The sequence below is a fragment of the Christiangramia fulva genome (genome assembly GCF_003024155.1).
Classification (GTDB): domain Bacteria; phylum Bacteroidota; class Bacteroidia; order Flavobacteriales; family Flavobacteriaceae; genus Christiangramia; species Christiangramia fulva.
Window position 1 is genome coordinate 2,760,200 of the sequence record NZ_CP028136.1, and the last position, 26,757, is coordinate 2,786,956.

The 26,757-nt window shown below is 47.2% G+C and carries 1 protein-coding gene (running past one end of the window); it reads right to left on the reverse strand.

Going from position 1 to position 26,757, the window contains the following annotated elements; translation table 11 throughout:
* Positions 1–26,757: the 3' portion of a Calx-beta domain-containing protein gene (locus C7S20_RS12330; RefSeq protein WP_107012750.1), read on the reverse strand. Its footprint extends 10,110 nt past the window's final position; only the last 26,757 of its 36,867 coding nucleotides appear in the window; its start codon lies off the right edge, out of view — the gene reads right to left on this strand; the stop codon is at positions 1–3.

Genomic DNA, 26,757 nt, shown 5'->3' on the forward strand with positions numbered 1-26,757 from the left:
TTATCTGTTATCTACATACAGGTATCCGGAATAGGACTTTTTGCCCGGATTATCTGCTCCATTAAATCTTATGATATAGAAATAGGTGCCTGTTGGAAGTTTGTCACCTTTTCGTAAGGTAACCCTGCCTTCAGAAACTCCTCTAAATGCTTCCTCGTCATTGTCATAATGATCTTTTTCAAATACTTTGACACCCCATCGGTTGAAAATGATCACGGTATTATCGGGATATTTTTCTATGCCTTTAATTTGGAAGAAGTCGTTAAGACCATCATTATCTGGCGTTACCGCATTAAATACTTCAAAGTTTCGATCAAGTACCTGTGGTAAAATCAGCAATGTTGGATCATCTGGATTCCCGTCTCCATTTGGGTCACGGTCGGTTGGTTCAAAAGGATCGTCAGAGAGATCCTGGACCACAATACCCAGAGCATTTTCGGCATAAACAGTTGCCTGGTTAATGACTTCGCCAGCAGCCAGATCCTGTTGAGTTACAGTATAAGTTCCGCTAAAGACTTCACTGGACTCACCCGGAGCAAGGCTGGTAATTGTTTCACCTTCCACATCGATCATTGCATCTTCAATAAAGATATTATACAGCGTTACCGAACCGGTGTTGGTAATTTTAAAGTTGTAAGTAATTGTTTCTCCCACCTGGCTATTACCATCGTCGTCATCGTCATTATAGATTCCTACTTTTTCAAGAGCTATTGAAGCTACCTGGCACATATTGATAATTGTAGGATCATCATTATCTGCAGTTGTTCCTGAGAAATCTCCAACAGGAATTCCATTCACATCTGTAGTTTCCACGAAGGCCTGATTTTCAACGGTGCCTATTTCTATATCCTCCTGAGTGATGGTATATGCGGCTGAATATGTCCAGTTTTCACCAACATCAAGTATATTATCATTGTCATCGTCACCTGAAATTAATTCTATAGATACTACAGGATTAGGTGCTTCAAACAATGGATCACTTAACTGTACATTATCCAGACTTACATTACCGGCATTTATAACCCTAAAGTTATAATTCACAATATCTCCTTCATTCGCACATTCACTATCGTTCTCAAGTTGAGCTTCCTTAACAAGTCTCACCAATGGATTTTGAACGGCTGGAAGGCTTATGCTTCCTTCAGCATTGAGAGCATTGCCATCGGTACCCTGAGCAGTGGCAGTGGCAGTGTTCATAAGGCTACCATTGTCTATGTCTTGTTGTGTAACAGTATAGGTTGTAGTATAGCTTATACTTTCTCCTGCTTCCAGGCTACCGGTTGTTCCTGTAAATCCGGTTAGCGGATCTTCTACCTCAATACCTGTTAGTTCTCCATCACCTGTATTTGTCACTCTGATGGTATAAGTGATCACTGTACCAGGATTTTCGAAACTTTGAGTATTGGCGGTTTTCACAATGCTTAAAGCTCCATTTCCGGAAACTATTACAGTAACACTACCAGTTTCACAATTTCCAGGATTGAGTTTTTCACAAACAGTATAATCCACAGTGTATTCACCGGCAGGCGTATTTGGTTCTACGGAAACATTTCCGTTTCCATCAATGCTGATTGGTCCCTGAGTAACCGGAGTTACAGTAACATTATCAGTAGTTGCTGGCTGACCGTTTAACGTATCGTTGTCGAGAACGTTACCTGCATTAGGATTTCCTTCGGAACCATTTACCGGTCCGATTTCATCTGGATTCACTATCAATCCACCTGTTCCTACTATTACAGTCACAGTTCCGGTTTGGCAATTACCAGGATTAACTTTTTCACAAACCGTGTAATCCACAGTGTATTCACCGGCAGGCGTATTTGGTTCTACGGAAACATTTCCGTTTCCATCAATACTGATTGGTCCCTGAGTAATCGGAGTTACAGTAACATTATCAGTAGTTGCGGGTTGACCGTTTACAGTATCGTTATCGAGAACGTTACCTGCATTAGGATTTCCTTCGGAACCATTTACCGGTCCGATTTCATCTGGATTCACGACCAATCCACCTGTTCCTACTATTACAGTCACAGTTCCGGTTTGGCAATTACCAGGATTAAGTTTTTCACAAACCGTGTAATCCACAGTGTATTCACCGGCAGGCGTATTTGGTTCTACGGAAACATTTCCGTTTCCATCAATACTGATTGGTCCCTGAGTAACCGGAGTTACAGTAACATTATCAGTAGTTGCGGGTTGACCGTTTACAGTATCGTTATCGAGAACGTTACCTGCATTAGGATTTCCTTCGGAACCATTTACCGGACCGATTTCATCTGGATTGACAACCAGGTCGCCAGAGCTAACTATTATGGTTACCGTTCCGGTTTGACAATTTTCAGGATTTAGTTTTTTACAAACAGTATAATCCACAGTGTATTCACCGGCAGGAGTGTTTGGTTCTACGGAAACATTTCCGTTTTCATCAATACTTATTGGTCCCTGAGTAACCGGAGTAACCGTTACATTATCTGTAGTTGCTGGTTCACCATTCACAGTATCGTTATCCAGAACGTTACCTGCACTTGTGCTGCCTTCAATACCATTTACAGGTCCGAAGGTATCAGGCACAAGAATCAATCCACCTCCTGAAACTTCCACACTTACAGTTCCTGTTGCACAATTACCGGGATTAGCCACTTCGCAAATGGTGTAATCTACGGTATAGGTACCGGCAGGAGTGTTAGGTGCTATTATGATTGTTCCATTTTCATTAATGGTAATAGGTCCTTCTGTAACAGGAGTTATAACAACATCTGATGGTGAAACTAATTCTCCATTTAGGGTGTCGTTATCCAATACATTTCCGGCATTTGAACTTCCATCAGAACCTGATACAGGTCCAATAATGTCCGGATTAGCGACCAGCAATCCTGTGGTATCATTTACAACAGTTACTGTTACAGTTCCTACAGCACATCCGGTAGAATTGTTGGCATCACAAATAGTGTAATCTATGGTGTAAGTTCCTGCAGGAGTATTAGGAGCCACAGTTACGGTGCCATCTGCATTTACAGTTAGAGGTCCTTCTGTTACAGGAACCAGTATAACATCGCCTGGGACTACAGGAGCTCCATTAAAGAAGTCGTTGTCCAGAACGTTTCCTGCATTGGTACTTCCTTCTGTGCTACTAATAGGCCCAAAAGTATCCGGATTAGCAACAATTTCAGTGGTAACCACTGTTATAATTACTGTGCCAGTAGAACAATTACCAGGATTCACAGTACTGCAAATTGTATAGTCTACGGCGTATGTTCCGGCAGGAGCATTTGCCGCTACAGTTACTGTTCCATCTGCAGCAATACTTATCGGTCCGTCAGTTACCGGAGTCAGCGTTACATCACCAGTGGTGACAGGAGTTGCTCCGAAGAAATCGTTAGTAAGAACATTGCCGGCAACTGTAATTCCATTAGTACTGTTGATCGGACCAAAATTGTCATCATTGGCAACAAGCTCAGTAGATCCTACAACTACAGTAACTACACCTGTAGCACAATTTGTTGTATTTACGATTCCACAAATAGTGTATTCAACTGTATAGGTTCCAGCCGGAGTATTAGGAGCAACACTTACAGTTCCATCTGCATTGATTGTTATTGGTCCTTCAGTTACAGGAGTTAGTGTAATATCTGTTAGAGAAACAGGTTCTCCATTAAAGAAGTCATTGCTCAGGACATTACCAATATTTGCACTTCCTTCCACACTACCAACTGGACCAAATACATCTGGGTTCGCTACAACACCTGCAGGAGCAATTTCAACAGTAACTGTACCTGTGGCACAATTTCCAGGATTTGCAACCTCACAAATGGTGTATTCCAAAGTATAAGTGCCTGCAGGAGTATTTGGGGCTACGGTAATAGTTCCATCCACATTTATGGTGATCCCATTCTGAATAACCGGAGTAAGGGTCACATCATCAGGATTCAATGGCAGACCATTAAAGGTGTCATTGTTAAGGACATTACCGGCATTACTACTTCCCTCAGTTGTGGGTATTGGACCGGCAAAGTCCGGATTTGCCACAAGGCCTTCAGGATTTACAACTACCTCCACGGTAATTGGTGCTGAAGCACAATTTGAAGGATTCAATACTTCACAAATTGTGTAGGTTAGGGTATAAGTACCCGCCGGTGTATTAGGAGCAACACTAATTACTCCATTTTCGTTAAGAGTTATAGGACCTTCGGTTACCGGCGTCACTGTTACATCATCAGGATTCACAGGTGTGCCGTTTAAGAAGTCATTATCCAGAACATTTCCGGCATTGGCAATTCCATCAATACTACTGAATGGTCCGAAGTAATCTGGATTAGCAACAATTTCGCCAGCAGAAACTTCTATCATTACTGTACCTGTAGCACAATTTCCTGGATTTAATATTTCACAAACAGTATAATCAATGGTATAAGTTCCTGCAGGTGTGTTAGGAGCTATGCTAATGATTCCATTTTCATCAATACTTATTGGGCCGGAAGTCACAGGAGTAATAGTAACGTCCTCAGATGAAACCGGCACACCGTTCAACAGGTCATTATCAAGAACATTGCCGGCATTGCTTGAGCCATCAAGGCCGCTAACCGGACCAACAACGTCATTGTTTACAACGAGGTTTCCTGCACTTATTTCGATAGTTACTGTTCCTGTTACACAATTTGAAGGATCAGATGCACTGCAGATTACATAATCTACAACATAAGTTCCAGCCGGAGTATTTGGAGCTACACTTACAGAACCATCTGAATTTACAGTTACAGGTCCTACGGTTACCGGAGTAAGTGTGACATCTCCTGCAGCAATTGATCCACCATTTATTAGGTCATTATCAAGTACGTTTCCTGCATTCTGAGTGCCGTCGTTTCCGCTAATAGGTCCGAACGTATCCGGATTAGCCACCAGAACATCTGGAGTCTGAATAATTATTACTTCGACAGTCACAGTTCCTGTAAGACAATTAGCCGGATTAGCAACTTCACAAATGGTATAATCCACAGTATATGTTCCGGCTGGTGTATTCGGTGCCACACTAATATTACCATCAGAATCTATGGTTATTGGACCTTCAGTGACAGGTGTTACTGTGGCATCACCAGCCTGTAGTGGTGAGCCATTATATGTATCATTGTCTAATACATTTCCGGCATTTTCAAGACCATTTGTACCATCAACAGGTCCAACGAAATCCGGGTTAGCTACCAATCCTTCGGGAGCTATTGCAACTTCTATAGTCACCGTTCCTGTAACACAATTATCAGGATTAAGGACTTCACAAATTGTATATTTGACAGTATAGGTTCCGGCAGGAGTATTTGGAGCTACACTAACATTACCGTCCGCATCTATACTGATTGGTCCACTGGTTACTGGAGTAACATTTACGTAAGCAGTACTTACAGGATTTCCATCTATAAAGTCATTGTTCAGAACATTTCCTACGTTATCGGCGCCGGTAACACTATCAAATGGTCCGTAAACATCTGGATTTGCCACAAGTTCCGCGGCTGTTACCGCAATAGTTACAGTACTTGTAGAACAATTCTCAGGATTTAATTTTTCGCAAACGGTGTAATCAACGGTGTAAAAACCTTCAGGAGTGAATGGAGCAATAGTAATAGATCCGTCCCCATTAATGGTAATTGGTCCTGAAACCACAGGCGTAATATTCACATCCTCAGGAGTAACAGGTAAGCCATTCAACAAGTCGTTATTAAGTACATTTCCTGCATTAACACTACCTTCTAAACCGCTTACAGGTCCTGCAACATCTGGATTTGCTACTAATTCACCCGCAACTACTTCTACGGTAAGGGTTCCAGTAGTACAATTAAATTCATTATTTGCATCACAAATAGTATAATCTACAGTATATGTTCCAGCCGGCGTATTTGGAGCAACACTAATTGTTCCATCGGCAGCGATCGTAATGAATCCGCCGGTCACAGGAGTAAGAGTAACCTCACCTGCAGTAACCGGATTACCATTTAAGGTGTCATTATTCAAAACATTGCCTGCATTTGTGCTTCCCGAAGTTCCTACTATCGGACCAACATTATCAGGGTTTGCAATAAGTTCTCCTTCTGCAACTTCAACAGTTATTGAAACAGTAGCGGTGGAGCAATTATTTGGATTAACAATTCCGCAGATCTGATAGGTCAGGGTATAGGTTTCAGCCGAAGTTCCTGGAGCTACGTCTACTGTTCCATCAGGATTAAGCGTCAGGCTTCCGGTTGGATCTGCTGTAATAAGAGTCAGCGTAACTTTATTTGGATCCAGAGCGCCTCCATTGTAAGTATCATTGTCAAACACATTGATTACAGCAGTTCCACCCAAGGTTCCATCCACAGGTCCGGCATTATCATTTATCGCGACAATTACATTTGGTGTAACCAAAGTTACCACCTGGTCGCTGGCTGTTACTGTATTTGCATTGCCATCTTCTGCAGATGCATTTACGGTATTAGTGATCTGACCGTTATTTATATCATTTGGAGTTACTGTGTAAGTATCTGTAAACACTGCAGTTTCACCGGGATTAAGAGTGCCTATGGTAAAGATTTCTCCGGTTACCCCAGAAACGATTTGTACGTTGGTAAGCGGTACATTTCCTGTGTTTTCTACTGTTATGGTATATGTGATAACATCACCGGGATTACCAACACTTGTAACATCTGGAGTTACGCTTACTGTAATTTCTGAATAGGTATCCAGAATGGTTCCTGTGCCAATTCCTTCAACAATAGAGGCATTCGCTGTTGACTGAAGATTAGTCAGATTCACAAAGAAGGTCTCTGTATTTTCAGGAATATTATCGCTAATAATTGAAACATTTACAGTTTGAGTACTACCACTTACACTTCCGGCAGGGAAGGTTATTGTTCCGGAAATCGGAGTATAATCCATTCCTGAAACCGCAGTATTATCTGAAGTTACAAAATCTACACTTAGATCCTGATCAATGTCACCGATAAGGCTAACAGTAAATACCGCTGTACCATCATTTTCATTTACAGTTACACTGTCAATTGAAACACTCGCAGTATCATTATCTAGAATGGTGGCTGTAGCTGTATCGATAGCGATATTAATCTGCTGACCGTTAGTATTTACCAGGCTGATTGTGCCGGTAAATGTTTCTGTGTTTTCAGCTTTCAGATCACCCAGAATTTCTACAGGTATTTCATAGATCGTTGTACCGGCAGGAATAATTACGGTTACCAAAGATTGACCGGTATAGTCTGTTCCTGCAACTGCAGTTCCATCGGCGGTGCTGAAAGTTAATTCTATATCCTGTTGTGCAGCTGCACTAAGAGTGATAACAAAGCTTGCAGATTGAGTGCTTTCCGTTTCATTTACGGTAAATCCGGCAATACTGATGTAGATCTGATCATTATCCAAAATAGTTCCTTCTCCCTGGCTATCAGCAATAGTTGCAACACCGGTGCTAACAAGATTTCCAAGATTTATAAAGAAACTTTCGGAAGGTTCAGCAATGTTATCATCTATAATAGTGATAGTGATAGTTTGTGAATCTCCGCTCACACTTCCGGCAGGGAAAACAATTGTTCCGCTTTCTGAAATATAATCCACACCTGCGAGGGCTGTGTTATCAGCGGTTGTATAATCTACTGAAATGTCTTCCTGGGTATTACCATTTAAAACAACTGTGAACGTCATAGTTCCATCAGCTTCATTTACAGTCACATCATTTATAGACAGGCTTACTGAATCATAGTCAAGGATAGTTACAGTAGCTTGAGGATTACTGATGGTCGCGGTGATATCTGACTGCAGGTTGGTAATATTTACAAAGAAGTTTTCTGTCGCTTCCGCAAACGCATCGTTAAGAATCGGGATGCTAAAAGTTTGAGTATCTCCACTCAGGCTTCCTGCAGGGAAAGTTACTGTACCACGGGTATTGATATAATCGCTTCCCGTAGCAGCAGTGCCATTTAAGGTAGCATAATCTACACTTATTGCATTCTGAATATTACCGGTAAGTGTGACAGTAATGATAGCAAAGCCGTCATTTTCCTGAACGCTTACATCGCTAATGGCAATACTCGCAGAGTCATCATCCAGAATTGTTCCTGTTGCCTGTGCATTAGTTATACTGACATTAGCATCACTCACTGCATTGCTCAGGAGTACATAGAAAGATTCTGTGGTTTCAGCTATATTATCGTCTACAATGTTGACTACAATTTGCTGAGTAGCTCCACTAAGGCTTCCTGCAGGGAATGTTATAGATCCATTTACAGAGGCGAAATCGGTGCCGTCTAGGGCAGTATTCGCAAGGCTTGTATAATCTACGGTCAGATCGGTTGCGATGTCCCCGTTTAAGGTTACTGTAAAGGAAATGGTGCCTTCATTTTCGTTTACCACTGCATCTGCGATACTTACACTTGCAGAATCATTGTCCAGAATAGTTCCAATTCCCTGATCCCTTGTAATTGTAACTCCTGTTGAGCTTACGTTTGATAAGTTAACAAAGAAGTTCTCGATCGTTTCAGCAACGTTGTCATCGATTATGGAAACTGTTATAAACTGTGTTTCACCTTGTGTTCCGTTGAAACTCAAAGTTCCATTTGTACCAGTATAATCAGATCCTGAAATTGCTGTATCATCGGCAGTATTATAATCTACTGTGAATCCACCTGCCACTGCACCTGTTAAGGTTACAGTAAAGCTTGCAGTTCCATCATTTTCATTAACGGTGACATCATTAATAACAAGATTAGCAGCATCATTATCATAAATTTCAGCAACTGCCGTGTCGTTTATGATCGTAACATCCTGACCATTATTGTTGGTTATTGAAATTGTTCCGTTAAAGGTTTCGGTGTTTTCAACTACAAGATCTCCAAGTATTTCTACAGGAATTAATATGTTGGTTGTGCCCGCTGGAATCGTATAGCTCATCGCACTTTGGGAAGTGTAATCACTTCCGGCTGTAGCTGTTCCGTCAGAAGTGCTGAAATTAAGAACAATATCTTCCTGAGCAGCATTGTTCAGCGTCACTTCAAAATATGAGGTTTGACTTTCTTCAGATTCAATAACGTTGAATCCGTTAATGGAGATCTCTACCTGATCATCGTCTGTAATAGTTCCTGTACCTGTTGCATTTGAAATTGTAATATTGCCGGCACCTGATATATTGCTGAGAGTTACTTCAAAGGTTTCTGAAGATTCGGCAATATTATCATTAATTATAGGTACAAGAATCGTTTGTGTGGCGCCACTGGTACTTCCCGCAGGGAATGTAATCGTTCCGGTTAGTGCATCAAAATCAAATCCGGCCAGTGCAGTAATTCCATTGGTTGCAAAAGCCACACTTAGGTCATCCTGGATATCTCCGGTAAGAGTTACTGTAAATACGGCAAAGCCATCATTCTCATTTACCGATACGTTGTTGATGGCAATACTTGCGGCATCATTGTCTAAAATCGTACCTGTAGCCTGATCGGTCTCAATACTTGCATTCAGCGAAGTTTGAAGATTGGAAAGTCGAACGTTAAAGATTTCGGTATTTTCTGCAGCTGAATCATCAATAAGATCCACTGTGATATTTATTATTGTTCCGCTGGCGCTTCCGGCGGGGAAGGTTATAGTTCCAGAGGATGCCATATAATCTGCACCTGCAAGAGCTGAAATATCTGAAGTTAAATAATCCACGCTCAGATCTTCGGAAATCGCGCCGGTAAGAGTGACTGCGAAAGTAGCAGTACCGTCATTTTCATTTACTGTTACTCCGGCAATGGCAATACTTACCTGATCATTATCCAGAATAGATCCGGTACCCTGGTCTACAGCTATCACAGCATTAGAGGAGGATACAATATTGCTGAGGTTCACAAAGAAGGTCTCGGTATTTTCAGCAGCAGTGTCATCCACGATATCAATAGTGATCACCTGAATAGCTCTATTCAGACTTCCGGCAGGGAAGGTAATGGTTCCGCTTGCAGGAGTAAAGTCTGAGCCTTCAAGAGCAGTATTTGGAGCAGTAGCGAAATCTACGCTAATGGCATCCTGGCTGTCTCCATTAAGAGTAACAACAAATGTAGCCGTACCATCATTCTCGTTAACGGTTACATCACCAATCGCTATGCTGATACTATCATTATCAACAATTGTGGCTGTGGCAGAAGGTGTCGCAATAACAGCATTTCCAGTGCTAACAAGATTGTTGAGGTTGATCGTAAATTGTTCCTGAGGTTCTGCTTTGTTATCATCCAGAATCGGAATGTTAATAATAAGGCTGGTGCCATCGGTGCTTCCTGCAGGGAAAGTAAGAGTTCCGGAAACCGATGTATAATCGGTACCTGCAGTGGCCGTACCGTCAAGGCTGCTGTAGTCTACTGTTAAAGCATCCTGGATACTTCCATTCAGGGTAACAGTAAAGGTAAGTGAACCATGATTTTCGTTTACGGTAACATTTTCTACTGAAACGCTTGCAGTATCGTCATCGGTTATAGTTCCCGTAGCAGTGCTCACAGCTATACTGGCATCTCCCGTGTATTGGATGTTATTGATATTGACGAAGAAATTCTCTTCAGCTTCTGCAATATTGTCATTAATCACAGGTATGCTGATGGTCATTGTTGCACCACTGGTACTTCCGGCAGGGAAGGTAATGGTTCCGTTTCCAGATAGATAATCACTTCCAGATAGCGCAGTGTTATTTTGGGTGAAGTAGTCTACGCTCAATGCATCCTGAATATCGCCATTAAGAGTCACAGTGAATTCTGCTATGCCCGTACTTTCGTTTACAGTTGTTCCGGATAGGGAAACACTTACTGTATCATTATCCAGAATGGTAGCGGTAGCAGAAGAAGTTGTGATAGAAACTGCCTGTCCGTTGTCATTTTTAATACTTATTATTCCTTCGAAGCTTTCTATTCCTTCGGAAACAAGATCTCCAAGAATGGTTACCGGAATTTCTACTGAAGTTGAACCGGCCGGAATAGTGATGGTAACATCAGATTGAGAGTCATAATCACTTCCTGCCAGTGCAGTTCCGTCAGCAGTAGAGAAGGTGACTACTATATCTTCCTGTGCCGGAGCATTAAGGCTAACTGTAAAATAACCTGTTTGGCTGGCATTGGTTTCTGTAACACTAAATCCTGAAATACTAATATTAACCTGGTCGTCATCAGTAATGGTAGCTTCTGCCTGATTAACCGCAATGCTTGCATTTCCTGAGCTAACAAGATTATTGAGATTCACATAGAAGCTTTCAGTTGCTTCAGCTAAGTTATCGTTTATAATAGTGACTGTAATGGTTTGAGTAGCTCCGCTAACACTTCCGGCAGGGAAGATCAGCGTACCGGAAACAGCATAGTAGTCAGCTCCAGCCAGAGCAGTATTATCTAAGGTAGAGAAGTCAACACTAAGTGCTTCCTGTATATTTCCGGTCAGCCTTACAGTAAATGTAGCAGTACCATCAGCTTCGTTCACCGAAACATTGTCTATAGCAACACTCGCCGCATCATCATCAAGGATGGTGACTTCAGCCTGCGCATTAGAAATACTTGCATTTCCTGCGGTTTGCAGATTGCTGAGGTTTACAAAGAAAGATTCTGTGTTTTCAGCGACCGCATCATTAATAAGAGGGATTGAGATCTCCAGAATACTTCCGTCGGTGCTTCCGGCAGGGAAGGTGATACTTGCGTTGCTTGTAACATAATCATTTCCTCCAAAGGCAGTATTTGCCAGCGTCACATAATCAACTGAAAGCGCATCCTGAATATTTCCGCTTAGAACAACACTTAGTATTGCGTAGCCATCATTTTCATTAACAGTTATTCCACTTATGGAAACACTTGCTGCATCATCATCCAGAATAGTTCCTGTTCCAACAGCATTTGAAATTACTGCATTGGCAGAGCTCATAATATTGTTGAGGTTCACATAGAATGTCTCGGTGGCTTCAGCAAAATTATCGTCAATAAGATTTACGGTAATATTTTGCGTTGCTCCGCTTAAACTTCCGGCAAGGAATATCACGTTTCCTGTAGTGGCAACAAAATCAGATCCTCCAATTGCTGAATTACTCATCGTGTTGAAATCGGCTCTCAGAACTTCATCCAAATCACCATTCAGGGTCACAACGAACGTTGCGGTACCGTCATTCTCGTTGACGGTCACATCACCTATGCTGATGCTTACCTGGTCATCATCAAGAATGGTAGCGGTACCCTGAGCTTTTTCGATGGAAACAGTTCCCGAACTTAACAGATTGCTGAGGTTCACAAAGAAACTTTCTGAAGCTTCTGCAATATTATCGTTTACTATAGGAACATTAATAACAAGAGTTTCACCTGCAAATCCGGAGAAGCTAAGTGTGCCTGAAGTTGAGGTAAAATCTGTTCCACTTAAAGCTGAACCATTTTGAGTGACAAAATCAACAGTTAATCCATCCTGAACATCGGCGGTAAGGGTCACCCTAAAGGTGGCTATGCCATCGTTTTCATTAATGGTTATATCATTAATCACAAGATTAGCAGAGTCGTTATCAAATATTGTCGCAATGCCAGCATCTTTCGTAATTACAGCATTTTGGCCGTTAGCATTCGAGAGGCTTATTATTCCATTAAATGTTTCGGTATTTTCAGCTATTAGATCTCCGAGAATTTCAACAGGGATGAGCAGGCTGGTAGTACCGGCAGGAATAGTATAAGCTATTCCGGTTTGAACGGTGTAATCATAACTCGCCAGGGCTGAAAGACCAACGATTGTAAAGTTGAGCACAATATCCTGCTGACCTGCTTTACTTAAAGTCACCTCAAAATATTGAGTTTGCGTTCCTTCAGTCTCGATTACCTGAATATCGTTAATGCTTATTTCAACCTGGTCATCATCTGTAATGGTACCTGTTGCATCAGAAACAAGCAGATTCGCAGTTCCTGAAAACTGTAAGTTAGATAATAGAACCTGGAAGTTTTCAGTAGGTTCTGAAACCAGATCATTTATTATTGGAACCTGTATTGTTTGTGTTGCACCACTTAAACTACCTGCAGGGAAAGTGACTGTTCCATTAATTGAAGTGAAATCGATACCACTTAAAGCAGTTCCGGGATTAGTGCTGAAATCTAAACTTAAATCATCCTGAATATCTCCGGTCAAGGTAACAGTGAAGAATGCAAAACCATCCTGCTCATTTACACTTACATCAGCAATAGTAATGTTTGCAGCATCATTATCTGTGATAGTAACAATTCCGCTATCATTATTTATTGAAGCATTTGCAGTACTCACCAAATTAGTGAGCTGTACATAGAAATTTTCTGCTGGTTCAGCTTTGGAATCATCAATTATTGAAATGGTAACCGTTTGCGTAGTTCCTGTGCTGCTGCCTGCAGGGAAGGTGATCGTACCGTTGAGTGGTGTATAATCGCTTCCGCTTAAGGCAGTTCCGGGAATGGTGCTGAAGTCTACACTTAATGCATCTTGAATAGCGCCGGTTAAGGTGACAGTAAGAGTAACGGTACCTGAACTTTCATTTACGGTAACGTCATTAATAGAAACACTTACCAGATCATCATCCAAAATAGTACCGGTGCCCTCAGCTTTACTAAAAGTCGCAGAGGTGCTAGTTACTAGGTTATTAAGCAAAACCCTAAATGTTTCTGTGGACTCCGAAACATTGTCATTCAGAATGTCAACAGTTATTGTTTGAACAGCGCCATTAGTACTTCCGGCTGGGAATGTTACGCTTCCGGTGTTTGATATATAATCAATTCCGGCCAGCGCTGTGGTGTTTACAGTCGTGTAATCAAAGCTGAGTTCATCCTGAATATTTCCTGAAAGTGTTACGGTAAAGCTTGCAGTACCGGCATTTTCGTTAATGGTGAGGTCATTTATGGAGATGCTTATTGCATCATTATCTATGATTGTTCCTGTTACCTGTTCTGTATTAATCACAGCATTTGCAGAGCTGCTGATATTTGAAAGTAAAACAAAGAATGTTTCGGTTGCTTCAGCAACGTCATCATTAATGATTGGTATACTGAAAGTCAAAGTGGAACCATCTGTACTACCTGCCGGGAAGGTAATCAAACCGGTGGTTTGATTAAAATCGGTTCCTGCTAAAGCGGTATTATCCAGTGTAGCATAATCGACAGTTAATTCGTCTTGAATGTTACCGGAAAGAACTACGGTGAAAATAGCCACACTGTCATTCTCATTTACACTCACATCGGCTACCGAGACACTAACCTGGTCATCATCTAAAATGGTTCCTGTTCCCTGTGCATTTGCAATACTTGCAGTACCATCACTCTGTATGTTATTTAAATTAACAAAGAAAGTTTCGGTGGGTTCGGCGATGTTATCATTAAGTATAGGAATACTTATAGTCTGTATTGTTCCGCTCATGCTTCCGGCTGGGAAGGTCACAGTTCCTGAGGATACTGCAAAATCGGTATATTCTTTTGCTGTTCCGTTAGCTGTTCCGTAATCTACACTTAGCGCGTTTTGTATATCACCTGTCAACACAACATTAAAGACAGCGACACCATCAGCTTCGTTGACAGTCACGTTATTTATGGATACGGAGGCAGCATCATTATCAATAATAGTTACAGTGCCTGTAGCTTGAGTGATTATGGCATTGCTATTACTCTGGATATTTATTAACTGTACATTGAAAGTTTCGCTGGGTTCTGAAACAAGATCGTCAGTAATATTTATTGTAATACTTTGTACAGATCCGCTGGTACTTCCGGCAGGGAATGTTACTGTTCCTGTGGCGGCTGTATAGTCTGTTCCTGCTAAAGCGGTATTATTGAAGGTCGAATAATCTACAGATAATTGCTCCTGAATATTTCCGGTTAAGACCACACTAAATGTTACAGTTCCATTGGCTTCATTTACACTTAGACTGTTTATGGCAATACTCACTTGGTCATCATCTGTGATGGTGGCTGTAGCCTGGCTGTCACTGATGCTTGCATTCCCTGTGGCGACAAGATTAGAGAGGTTGACCAGGAAGTTTTCGCTGGCCTCTGCGATGTTATCATTGAGTATATCGACGGTAAAGGTCAGGGTGGCACCATTGGTACTACCTGCGGGGAAGGTCAGGGTTCCGCTGGTTGTGGTATAGTCGCTACCTGCGATAGCGGATCCATCGGCAGTAGCATAGTCTACTGATAGTGGGCTTTGGATGCTGCCGTTTAGGGTAACGGTAAAGGTGGCTGTTCCATCGGCTTCGTTAATGGTAATATCTGCGATAGATACGCTCACGCTGTCATCATCGAGGATAGTACCTGTAGCGGAGGCCTGGCTGATGGATGCGCTTCCTGTGGTATTGATATTAGAGAGGTTGACCGAGAAGGTTTCAGTAGTCTCTGTGATATTGTCATTGATGATCACCACGTTAAAGGTTCTTGTGGTGCCGTTGGTGCTACCGGCGGGGAAGGTAAGTGTTCCACTGATGGTGGCGTAGTCACTTCCTGGCAGGGCGCTACCGGCCAGGGTTGCGTAGTCTACGGTAAGGGCCTCCTGGATAGTTCCGGAGAGGGTTACGGTAAAGGTGGCAAGGCCTGCGCTTTCATTGACTTGCACATCGGTAATGGCGACACTTGCGCTATCATCGTCTAAGATGGTCACGGTGGCCTGTGCATCGCTGAAGCTCACATTGGCCTGGGTGATCAGGTTGGAGAGGTTGACCAGGAAGTTTTCGGTGCCTCCGGTGACGGTATCATCGATGATATTCACGGTAAAGGTCAGGGTAGTATTGGTGCTACCTGCGGGGAAGGTCAGTACCCCGCTGGTGGCGGTATAATCACTACCTGCCAGTGCGGTATTATCAAGGGTGTTATAGCTTAGGCTTAGGGCATCCTGGATGCTTCCTGTGAGGGTCACGGTCAGGGTAGCGGTGCCTGCATTTTCATTGACGGTGATATCGGCGATACTTATGGTTGCGCTGTCGTTATCGATAATGGTTCCAGTTCCCTGTGCCTTGGAGATGGTTACATTTCCGGTGCTTACCAGGTTGGAGAGGGTCACCAGGAAGTTCTCGGTGGTCTCTGCGATGTTATCGTTAAGGATAGTAACGGTAATGGTTTTTGTTTCCCCGGCGTTGCCTGTAAAGGTGAGGCTTCCGGAGGTAGCGGTATAATCACTGCCGGCCAGTGCAGAAGCATCGGCGGTGGCATAGTCCACGGTGAGACCTCCCTGTACTGCAGCAGTCAGGGTCACGGTAAAGGTAGCTGTTCCGGCGGCTTCGTTGACGCTAATGTCGTTAATGGCCAGGCTGGTGGTGTCATTGTCAAGGATGGAAGCCGTCGCTGTGGAAGTAGCGATGCTTACATTTTGTCCTCCCGCATCAGTGATGCTGATGGCAGCGGTAAAGGTCTCGGTGCTTTCTGCAATGAGATCTCCCAGGATCTCCACGGGGATCAAAAGGCTGGTACTACCGGCGGGGATGGTATAGGATACGTTGGTTTGTGCGGTATAGTCTGCTCCTGCGGTAGCGTTGCCATTGGTAGTGGTAAAGCTAAGGGTAATATCCTGCTGTGCGGGATGGCTCAGGCTTACCACGAAGTTCTGGGTCTGTGCCTGGTTGCTCTCGATGACGCTGAATCCTGCGATGCTGATAGTGATCGCGTCGTTATCGGTAATGGTGGCTGTGCCCAGTGGGTCACTGATACTCACATTGGCAGAGGTGATCAGGTTGGACAGGGTCACGTTAAAGGTTTCTGTAGGCTCGCCTACCAGGTCATCGGTGATCGGGATCATCAGGGTCTGAATGGTTCCCGAGAGGCTTCCTGCGGGGAAGGACACAGTGCCTGTGCTGGCGATATAATCGCTACCTGCGATGGCCGATCCATCGCTGGTGGCATAGTCCACCGTGAAGGCCTCCTGGATATTTCCGGTAAGGGTTACTTTAAAGCTGGCAAATCCTGCTCCTTCATCGACGGTAACATCGTCAATGGAGATGGAGGCCGCGTCATTATCGGTAATGGTCCCGGTGGCCTGTGCCTCGCTGATGCTTGCCGCTGCGTTGCTTACCAGGTTGGAAAGTTGAACAGAGAAGGTTTCGGTATTCTCGGCCAGGGCATCATCGGTAATAGTTACGGTAAAGCTCAGTTTACTGCCCGAGGTGCTTCCTGCGGGGAAAGTGAGGGTTCCTGTGGTGGCGGTATAATCACTGCCGGATAGGGCGCTGCCGGGCAGGGTGGCATAGTCTACGCTTAATGCCTCCTGGATATCCCCGGTGAGGGTGACGGTAAAGGTAGCAGTACCTGCAGATTCATTCACGCTCACATCAGCAATGGCCACACTTACGCTGTCATCATCGGTGATGGTTGCTGTGGCGGAAGAGGTAGCGATAGTAATATTTTGTCCATTGGTCTGGCTGATGCTGATGGCCCCGGTAAAGGTCTCGGTAGCCTCGGCGATATTATCGCCCAGGATGCTTACCGGGATACTGATGGTGGTGCTTCCTGCAGGAATGGTATAGGATACGGTGGTTTGGCCGGTATAATCAGACCCGGCAATGGCCGATCCGTCGGTGGTGCTAAAGTTTAGGACGATATCGCTTTGTGCTGCTTTATCCAGGCTTACGATAAAGTTTCCGGTCTGGGTAACTCCTGATTCGGTAATGGTAAATCCAGCGATACTGATAGTTGCCTGGTCATCATCGGTGATGGTGGCGCTAGCCTGGGCATCACTAAAGCTTACCGCTCCTGTGGAGACCAGATCGGTCAGGCTTACGCTAAAGGTTTCGGTGGCCTCGGCGATATTGTCATTGATAAGGGTAACGCTAAAGGTCTGGGTGCTTCCGGAAGGACTGCCTGCCGGGAAGGAGACGGTGCTTGTGGTAGCGATATAATCACTGCCTGCCAGGGCAGTTCCATCAGCGGTGGTATAGGTCATACTGACCCCGTCCTGGATAGCCCCGGTCAGGGTCACGGTAAAGATGGCGGTGCCATCGACTTCGTTCACGCTGATATCGGTGATGCTGATAGTGGCAGCGTCGTCATCGGTAATGGTGGCCACTCCCTGGGCCCTGGTAATGGTGGCGGTCCCCTGGGTGCTGGCATTGCTCAGGGTGGCGGTAAAGGTCTCGGTAGGCTCAGCCAGGTTATCATTGATAATATTGACGGTAAAGCTCTGGGTAGCTCCCGAGATGCTTCCTGCCGGGAAGGTCACGGTGCCCCCGGTGGCGGTATAGTCACTGCCGGAGAGGGCGGTGCCGTTGGCAGTGGCATAGTTTACGCTAAGCGGTCCCTGGATGTCTCCGGTAAGGGTGACGGTAAAGATGGCGGTCCCTGCAGATTCATTCACGCTCACATCGGCAATAGCCACACTGACGCTGTCATCATCAAGGATGGTTGCTGTGGCTGTAGGGGTAGCGATGTTGATATTTTGTCCACCCGCATCGCTGATGCTGATGGCAGCGGTAAAGGTCTCAATAGCCTCGGCGGTGTTATCGCCCAGGATGCTTACGGGGATGCTGATCGTGGTGCTTCCGGCGGGGATGGTATAGGATACGCTGTTTTGCGGGGTATAATCAGTACCTGCAGTAGCAGTATTATCACTGGTGGTAAAGCTCAGGATGATATCGTTTTGTGCGGCTTTATCGAGGCTGACCGTAAAATTACCGGTTTGGGTAAGCCCTGATTCGGTAATGGTAAATCCTGCGATGGCAATACTCACCTGGTCATCATCTGTGATGGTGGCGGTAGCCTGGCTGTCGCTGATGCTTGCATTACCTGTGGCGACAAGATTAGAGAGGTTCACCAGGAAGTTTTCGCTGGCCTCTGCGATGTTATCGTTCAGGATATCGACGGTAAATTTCAGGGTGGTACCACTGGTGCTTCCTGCGGGGAAGGTCAGGGTACCGGTGGTGGTGGTATAGTCGCTGCCTGCGATAGCGGATCCATCGGCAGTGGCATAGTCTACTGATAGTGGGCTTTGGATGCTGCCGTTGAGGGTAACGGTAAAGGTGGCGGTTCCATCGGCTTCATTGATGGTAATATCTGCGATAGATACGCTCACGCTGTCATCATCGAGGATGGTACCGGTAGCGGAGGCCTGGCTGATGGAGGCATTTGCGGTGGATTGGATATTGGAGAGGTTGACCGAGAAGGTTTCGGTAGGCTCTGTGATATTGTCATTGATGATCACCACGTTAAAGGTTTTGATGGTGCCGTTGGTGCTTCCTGCGGGGAAGGTGAGGGTACCACTGATGGTGGCGTAGTCACTGCCGGGCAGGGCGCTGCCGGCCAGGGTGGCGTAGTCTACGGTAAGGGCCTCCTGGATCGCTCCGGAGAGGGTTACGGTAAAGGTGGCCAGGGCGGTGCTTTCACTGACTTGCACATTGGTGATGGCCACACTGGCGCTGTCGTTATCCACAATGGTCACACGGGCCTGCGCATCGCTGAAGCTTACATTGGCCTGGGTGCTCAGATCAGATAGGTTGACCATAAAGTCTTTGGTAGCCTCGGCGATGGCATCATCGGTGATGGCCACGGTAAAGGTCAGGGTGGTGTTGGTACTTCCTGCTGGGAAGGTCAGGGTACCGCTGGTGGTGGTATAGTCGCTGCCTGCCAGTGCGGTATTGTCCAGGGTGTTATAGCTTAGGCTTAAGGCATCCTGGATGCTTCCGGAGAGGGTCACGGTCAGGGTGGCGGTGCCGTCTTCATTGACGCTGATATCGGCAATGCTGATGGTGGCAGCGTCGTTATCGGTAATGGTGGCAGTTCCCTGGGCTTTGGAGAGGGTAACATTTCCGGTGCCCGAGAGGTTAGAGAGGGTTACCAGGAAGTTCTCTGTGGTCTCAGCGATATTATCGTTAAGGATAGCCACGGTGATGGTTTTGGTTTCTCCGGCGGTGCCTGCAAAGGTGAGGCTGCCACTGGTAGTGGTATAGTCACTACCTGCCAGTGCAGAAGCATCGGCGGTGGCATAGTCCACGGTGAGACCTCCCTGTACTGCAGCAGTCAGGGTCACGGTAAAGGTAGCTGTTCCGGCGGCTTCGTTGACGCTAATGTCGTTAATGGCCAGGCTGGTGGTGTCATTGTCAAGGATGGAAGCCGTCGCTGTGGCATTGGTAATACTTACATTTTGTCCTCCCGCCTCAGTGATGCTGATGGCAGCGGTAAAGGTCTCGGTGCTTTCTGCAATAAGATCTCCCAGGATCTCCACGGGGATCAAAAGGCTGGTACTACCGGCGGGGATGGTATAGGATACGTTGGTTTGTGCGGTATAGTCTGCTCCTGCGGTAGCGTTGCCATTGGTAGTGGTAAAGCTAAGGGTAATATCCTGCTGTGCGGGATGGCTCAGGCTTACCACGAAGTTCTGGGTCTGTGCCTGGTTGCTCTCGATGACGCTGAATCCTGCGATGCTGATAGTGATCGCGTCGTTATCGGTAATGGTGGCTGTGCCCAGTGGGTCACTGATACTCACATTGGCAGAGGTGATCAGGTTGGACAGGGTCACGTTAAAGGTTTCTGTAGGCTCGCCTACCAGGTCATCGGTGATCGGGATCATCAGGGTCTGAATGGTTCCCGAGAGGCTTCCTGCGGGGAAGGACACAGTGCCTGTGCTGGCGATATAATCGCTACCTGCGATGGCCGATCCATCGCTGGTGGCATAGTCCACCGTGAAGGCCTCCTGGATATTTCCGGTAAGGGTTACTTTAAAGCTGGCAAATCCTGCTCCTTCATCGACGGTAACATCGTCAATGGAGATGGAGGCCGCGTCATTATCGGTAATGGTCCCGGTGGCCTGTGCCTCGCTGATGCTTGCCGCTGCGTTGCTTACCAGGTTGGAAAGTTGAACAGAGAAGGTTTCGGTATTCTCGGCCAGGGCATCATCGGTAATAGTTACGGTAAAGCTCAGTTTACTGCCCGAGGTGCTTCCTGCGGGGAAAGTGAGGGTTCCTGTGGTGGCGGTATAATCACTGCCGGATAGGGCGCTGCCGGGCAGGGTTGCATAGTCTACGCTTAATGCCTCCTGGATATCCCCGGTAAGGGTGACAGTAAAGGTAGCAGTCTCTGCATTTTCATTGACAGTCACATCGGCAATGGCCACACTTACGCTGTCATCATCGGTGATGATTGCTGTGGCGGTTGCTGTGGCAATAGTAATATTTTGTCCATTGGCCTGGCTGATGCTGATGGCCCCGGTAAAGGTCTCGGTAGCCTCGGCGATATTATCGCCCAGGATGCTTACCGGGATACTGATGGTGGTGCTTCCTGCAGGAATGGTATAGGATACGGTGGTTTGGCCGGTATAATCAGACCCGGCAATGGCCGATCCGTCGGTGGTGCTAAAGTTTAGGACGATATCGCTTTGTGCTGCTTTATCCAGGCTTACGATAAAGTTTCCGGTCTGGGTAACTCCTGATTCGGTAATGGTAAATCCAGCGATACTGATAGTTGCCTGGTCATCATCGGTGATGGTGGCGCTAGCCTGGGCATCACTAAAGCTTACCGCTCCTGTGGAGACCAGATCGGTCAGGCTTACGCTAAAGGTTTCGGTGGCCTCGGCGATATTGTCATTGATAAGGGTAACGCTAAAGGTCTGGGTGCTTCCGGAAGGACTGCCTGCCGGGAAGGAGACGGTGCTTGTGGTAGCGATATAATCACTGCCTGCCAGGGCAGTTCCATCAGCGGTGGTATAGGTCATACTGACCCCGTCCTGGATAGCCCCGGTCAGGGTCACGGTAAAGATGGCGGTGCCATCGACTTCGTTCACGCTGATATCGGTGATGCTGATAGTGGCAGCGTCGTCATCGGTAATGGTGGCCACTCCCTGGGCCCTGGTAATGGTGGCGGTCCCCTGGGTGCTGGCATTGCTCAGGGTGGCGGTAAAGGTCTCGGTAGGCTCAGCCAGGTTATCATTGATAATATTGACGGTAAAGCTCTGGGTAGCTCCCGAGATGCTTCCTGCCGGGAAGGTCACGGTGCCCCCGGTGGCGGTATAGTCACTGCCGGAGAGGGCGGTGCCGTTGGCAGTGGCATAGTTTACGCTAAGCGGTCCCTGGATGTCTCCGGTAAGGGTGACGGTAAAGATGGCGGTCCCTGCAGATTCATTCACGCTCACATCGGCAATAGCCACACTGACGCTGTCATCATCAAGGATGGTTGCTGTGGCTGTAGGGGTAGCGATGTTGATATTTTGTCCACCCGCATCGCTGATGCTGATGGCAGCGGTAAAGGTCTCAATAGCCTCGGCGGTGTTATCGCCCAGGATGCTTACGGGGATGCTGATCGTGGTGCTTCCGGCGGGGATGGTATAGGATACGCTGTTTTGCGGGGTATAATCAGTACCTGCAGTAGCAGTATTATCACTGGTGGTAAAGCTCAGGATGATATCGTTTTGTGCGGCTTTATCGAGGCTGACCGTAAAATTACCGGTTTGGGTAAGCCCTGATTCGGTAATGGTAAATCCTGCGATGGCAATACTCACCTGGTCATCATCTGTGATGGTGGCGGTAGCCTGGCTGTCGCTGATGCTTGCATTACCTGTGGCGACAAGATTAGAGAGGTTCACCAGGAAGTTTTCGCTGGCCTCTGCGATGTTATCGTTCAGGATATCGACGGTAAATTTCAGGGTGGTACCACTGGTGCTTCCTGCGGGGAAGGTCAGGGTACCGGTGGTGGTGGTATAGTCGCTGCCTGCGATAGCGGATCCATCGGCAGTGGCATAGTCTACTGATAGTGGGCTTTGGATGCTGCCGTTGAGGGTAACGGTAAAGGTGGCGGTTCCATCGGCTTCATTGATGGTAATATCTGCGATAGATACGCTCACGCTGTCATCATCGAGGATGGTACCGGTAGCGGAGGCCTGGCTGATGGAGGCATTTGCGGTGGATTGGATATTGGAGAGGTTGACCGAGAAGGTTTCGGTAGGCTCTGTGATATTGTCATTGATGATCACCACGTTAAAGGTTTTGATGGTGCCGTTGGTGCTTCCTGCGGGGAAGGTGAGGGTACCACTGATGGTGGCGTAGTCACTGCCGGGCAGGGCGCTGCCGGCCAGGGTGGCGTAGTCTACGGTAAGGGCCTCCTGGATCGCTCCGGAGAGGGTTACGGTAAAGGTGGCCAGGGCGGTGCTTTCACTGACTTGCACATTGGTGATGGCCACACTGGCGCTGTCGTTATCCACAATGGTCACACGGGCCTGCGCATCGCTGAAGCTTACATTGGCCTGGGTGCTCAGATCAGATAGGTTGACCATAAAGTCTTTGGTAGCCTCGGCGATGGCATCATCGGTGATGGCCACGGTAAAGGTCAGGGTGGTGTTGGTACTTCCTGCTGGGAAGGTCAGGGTACCGCTGGTGGTGGTATAGTCGCTGCCTGCCAGTGCGGTATTGTCCAGGGTGTTATAGCTTAGGCTTAAGGCATCCTGGATGCTTCCGGAGAGGGTCACGGTCAGGGTGGCGGTGCCGTCTTCATTGACGCTGATATCGGCAATGCTGATGGTGGCAGCGTCGTTATCGGTAATGGTGGCAGTTCCCTGGGCTTTGGAGAGGGTAACATTTCCGGTGCTTACCAGGTTGGAGAGGGTCACCAGGAAGTTCTCGGTGGTCTCTGCGATGTTATCGTTAAGGATAGTAACGGTAATGGTTTTTGTTTCCCCGGCGTTGCCTGTAAAGGTGAGGCTTCCGGAGGTAGCGGTATAATCACTGCCGGCCAGTGCAGAAGCATCGGCGGTGGCATAGTCCACGGTGAGACCTCCCTGTACTGCAGCAGTCAGGGTCACGGTAAAGGTAGCTGTTCCGGCGGCTTCGTTGACGCTAATGTCGTTAATGGCCAGGCTGGTGGTGTCATTGTCAAGGATGGAAGCCGTCGCTGTGGAAGTAGCGATGCTTACATTTTGTCCTCCCGCATCAGTGATGCTGATGGCAGCGGTAAAGGTCTCGGTGCTTTCTGCAATGAGATCTCCCAGGATCTCCACGGGGATCAAAAGGCTGGTACTACCGGCGGGGATGGTATAGGATACGTTGGTTTGTGCGGTATAGTCTGCTCCTGCGGTAGCGTTGCCATTGGTAGTGGTAAAGCTAAGGGTAATATCCTGCTGTGCGGGATGGCTCAGGCTTACCACGAAGTTCTGGGTCTGTGCCTGGTTGCTCTCGATGACGCTGAATCCTGCGATGCTGATAGTGATCGCGTCGTTATCGGTAATGGTGGCTGTGCCCAGTGGGTCACTGATACTCACATTGGCAGAGGTGATCAGGTTGGACAGGGTCACGTTAAAGGTTTCTGTAGGCTCGCCTACCAGGTCATCGGTGATCGGGATCATCAGGGTCTGAATGGTTCCCGAGAGGCTTCCTGCGGGGAAGGACACAGTGCCTGTGCTGGCGATATAATCGCTACCTGCGATGGCCGATCCATCGCTGGTGGCATAGTCCACCGTGAAGGCCTCCTGGATATTTCCGGTAAGGGTTACTTTAAAGCTGGCAAATCCTGCTCCTTCATCGACGGTAACATCGTCAATGGAGATGGAGGCCGCGTCATTATCGGTAATGGTCCCGGTGGCCTGTGCCTCGCTGATGCTTGCCGCTGCGTTGCTTACCAGGTTGGAAAGTTGAACAGAGAAGGTTTCGGTATTCTCGGCCAGGGCATCATCGGTAATAGTTACGGTAAAGCTCAGTTTACTGCCCGAGGTGCTTCCTGCGGGGAAAGTGAGGGTTCCTGTGGTGGCGGTATAATCACTGCCGGATAGGGCGCTGCCGGGCAGGGTGGCATAGTCTACGCTTAATGCCTCCTGGATATCCCCGGTGAGGGTGACGGTAAAGGTAGCAGTACCTGCAGATTCATTCACGCTCACATCAGCAATGGCCACACTTACGCTGTCATCATCGGTGATGGTTGCTGTGGCGGAAGAGGTAGCGATAGTAATATTTTGTCCATTGGTCTGGCTGATGCTGATGGCCCCGGTAAAGGTCTCGGTAGCCTCGGCGATATTATCGCCCAGGATGCTTACCGGGATACTGATGGTGGTGCTTCCTGCAGGAATGGTATAGGATACGGTGGTTTGGCCGGTATAATCAGACCCGGCAATGGCCGATCCGTCGGTGGTGCTAAAGTTTAGGACGATATCGCTTTGTGCTGCTTTATCCAGGCTTACGATAAAGTTTCCGGTCTGGGTAACTCCTGATTCGGTAATGGTAAATCCAGCGATACTGATAGTTGCCTGGTCATCATCGGTGATGGTGGCGCTAGCCTGGGCATCACTAAAGCTTACCGCTCCTGTGGAGACCAGATCGGTCAGGCTTACGCTAAAGGTTTCGGTGGCCTCGGCGATATTGTCATTGATAAGGGTAACGCTAAAGGTCTGGGTGCTTCCGGAAGGACTGCCTGCCGGGAAGGAGACGGTGCTTGTGGTAGCGATATAATCACTGCCTGCCAGGGCAGTTCCATCAGCGGTGGTATAGGTCATACTGACCCCGTCCTGGATAGCCCCGGTCAGGGTCACGGTAAAGATGGCGGTGCCATCGACTTCGTTCACGCTGATATCGGTGATGCTGATAGTGGCAGCGTCGTCATCGGTAATGGTGGCCACTCCCTGGGCCCTGGTAATGGTGGCGGTCCCCTGGGTGCTGGCATTGCTCAGGGTGGCGGTAAAGGTCTCGGTAGGCTCAGCCAGGTTATCATTGATAATATTGACGGTAAAGCTCTGGGTAGCTCCCGAGATGCTTCCTGCCGGGAAGGTCACGGTGCCCCCGGTGGCGGTATAGTCACTGCCGGAGAGGGCGGTGCCGTTGGCAGTGGCATAGTTTACGCTAAGCGGTCCCTGGATGTCTCCGGTAAGGGTGACGGTAAAGATGGCGGTCCCTGCAGATTCATTCACGCTCACATCGGCAATAGCCACACTGACGCTGTCATCATCAAGGATGGTTGCTGTGGCTGTAGGGGTAGCGATGTTGATATTTTGTCCACCCGCATCGCTGATGCTGATGGCAGCGGTAAAGGTCTCAATAGCCTCGGCGGTGTTATCGCCCAGGATGCTTACGGGGATGCTGATCGTGGTGCTTCCGGCGGGGATGGTATAGGATACGCTGTTTTGCGGGGTATAATCAGTACCTGCAGTAGCAGTATTATCACTGGTGGTAAAGCTCAGGATGATATCGTTTTGTGCGGCTTTATCGAGGCTGACCGTAAAATTACCGGTTTGGGTAAGCCCTGATTCGGTAATGGTAAATCCTGCGATGGCAATACTCACCTGGTCATCATCTGTGATGGTGGCGGTAGCCTGGCTGTCGCTGATGCTTGCATTACCTGTGGCGACAAGATTAGAGAGGTTCACCAGGAAGTTTTCGCTGGCCTCTGCGATGTTATCGTTCAGGATATCGACGGTAAATTTCAGGGTGGTACCACTGGTGCTTCCTGCGGGGAAGGTCAGGGTACCGGTGGTGGTGGTATAGTCGCTGCCTGCGATAGCGGATCCATCGGCAGTGGCATAGTCTACTGATAGTGGGCTTTGGATGCTGCCGTTGAGGGTAACGGTAAAGGTGGCGGTTCCATCGGCTTCATTGATGGTAATATCTGCGATAGATACGCTCACGCTGTCATCATCGAGGATGGTACCGGTAGCGGAGGCCTGGCTGATGGAGGCATTTGCGGTGGATTGGATATTGGAGAGGTTGACCGAGAAGGTTTCGGTAGGCTCTGTGATATTGTCATTGATGATCACCACGTTAAAGGTTTTGATGGTGCCGTTGGTGCTTCCTGCGGGGAAGGTGAGGGTACCACTGATGGTGGCGTAGTCACTGCCGGGCAGGGCGCTGCCGGCCAGGGTGGC